The following is a 1,130-nucleotide window of genomic DNA, read 5'->3' on the forward strand; positions in this document are numbered from 1 at the left end:
TCGAGGAAACGCTCGGCGCTCAGTTCGGGGCGGTTCAGGTAACCGCGAGCCACCTGCACACCACCGATATACAACTCGCCTGCCACACCCAGCGGTACTGGCTGACGACTGGCGTCCAGCAGGTAGATCTTCGTATTCGCCACCGGTTTGCCAATCGGCGTGTTGTCCGGGGTTTCGTCCAAAGGACCGGCACAATCCCAAGCCGTCACGTCTACCGCCGCTTCGGTTGGACCGTAGAGGTTGAACAGGCCGACTTCCGGCAACTGCTGCTTGAAGCGCCGCACCAGATGGCCCGGCAAGGCTTCACCGCTGCACATCACCCGCAGCAAACCGCTACCCCCGGCCTCGCCATGAGCGAGGAACAGATCCAGCATCGACGGCACAAAGTGCAAAGTGGTGATGTTCTGTTCGCGAATCACTTCGCGCAGATAGCCCGGGTCACGATGACCACCCGGACGCGCCATCACCAGCCGTGCGCCGTTGAACAGTGGCCAGAAGAATTCCCAGACCGACACGTCGAAGCTGAATGGCGTCTTCTGCAACACGCTGTCCGAATCATCCAGACCGTATTCGTCCTGCATCCACAGCAAGCGGTTGACCACGCCACGGTGTTCGTTCATCACGCCTTTCGGCTGGCCGGTCGAGCCGGAGGTGTAGATCACGTAAGCCAGATGCTCGGGACGGACTTCAGCGCGCAACGGGTTGCTATCTGGCTGTGCGAGGAAACCTTCATGCTCGGCATGCTCAGGATCGAGCAACAGTACCGGTACGTTGCTGGCTGGAAGTACCGCACGCAAAGCCTCTTGGCTGAGGACCACCGCCGGAGCGCAGTTCTCCAACATGTAGGTCAGACGATCAATCGGATAATCCGGGTCCAGCGGCACATACGCAGCGCCGGCCTTGAGAATCCCCATCAACCCCGCGACCATTTCCAGGCTACGATCGACACAGATCGCCACCCGATCATCCGGGCCGATGCCCAGGCCGATCAGACGATGGGCGATACGGTTGGCCTGACGGTTGAGTGCGTCATAAGTCAGGCTGCCCTTCTCGTCCACAACCGCTACTGCATCACCACAAGTGGCAACCCGAGCTTCGAACAGGCCATGCAAGGTCAGATCCTGCGGATA

Annotated in this window: 1 protein-coding gene; it reads right to left on the bottom strand. The window is 60.3% G+C overall.

Annotation, left to right across the window (positions count from 1 at the left end; all coding sequences use genetic code 11):
- A partial coding sequence (locus tag M5C01_RS32720; RefSeq protein WP_248764474.1) for an amino acid adenylation domain-containing protein occupies positions 1-1,130 on the bottom strand: 1,130 nt, incomplete at both ends.

The organism is Pseudomonas sp. MWU12-2319 (assembly GCF_023242525.1).
Taxonomy (GTDB): domain Bacteria; phylum Pseudomonadota; class Gammaproteobacteria; order Pseudomonadales; family Pseudomonadaceae; genus Aquipseudomonas; species Aquipseudomonas gingeri_D.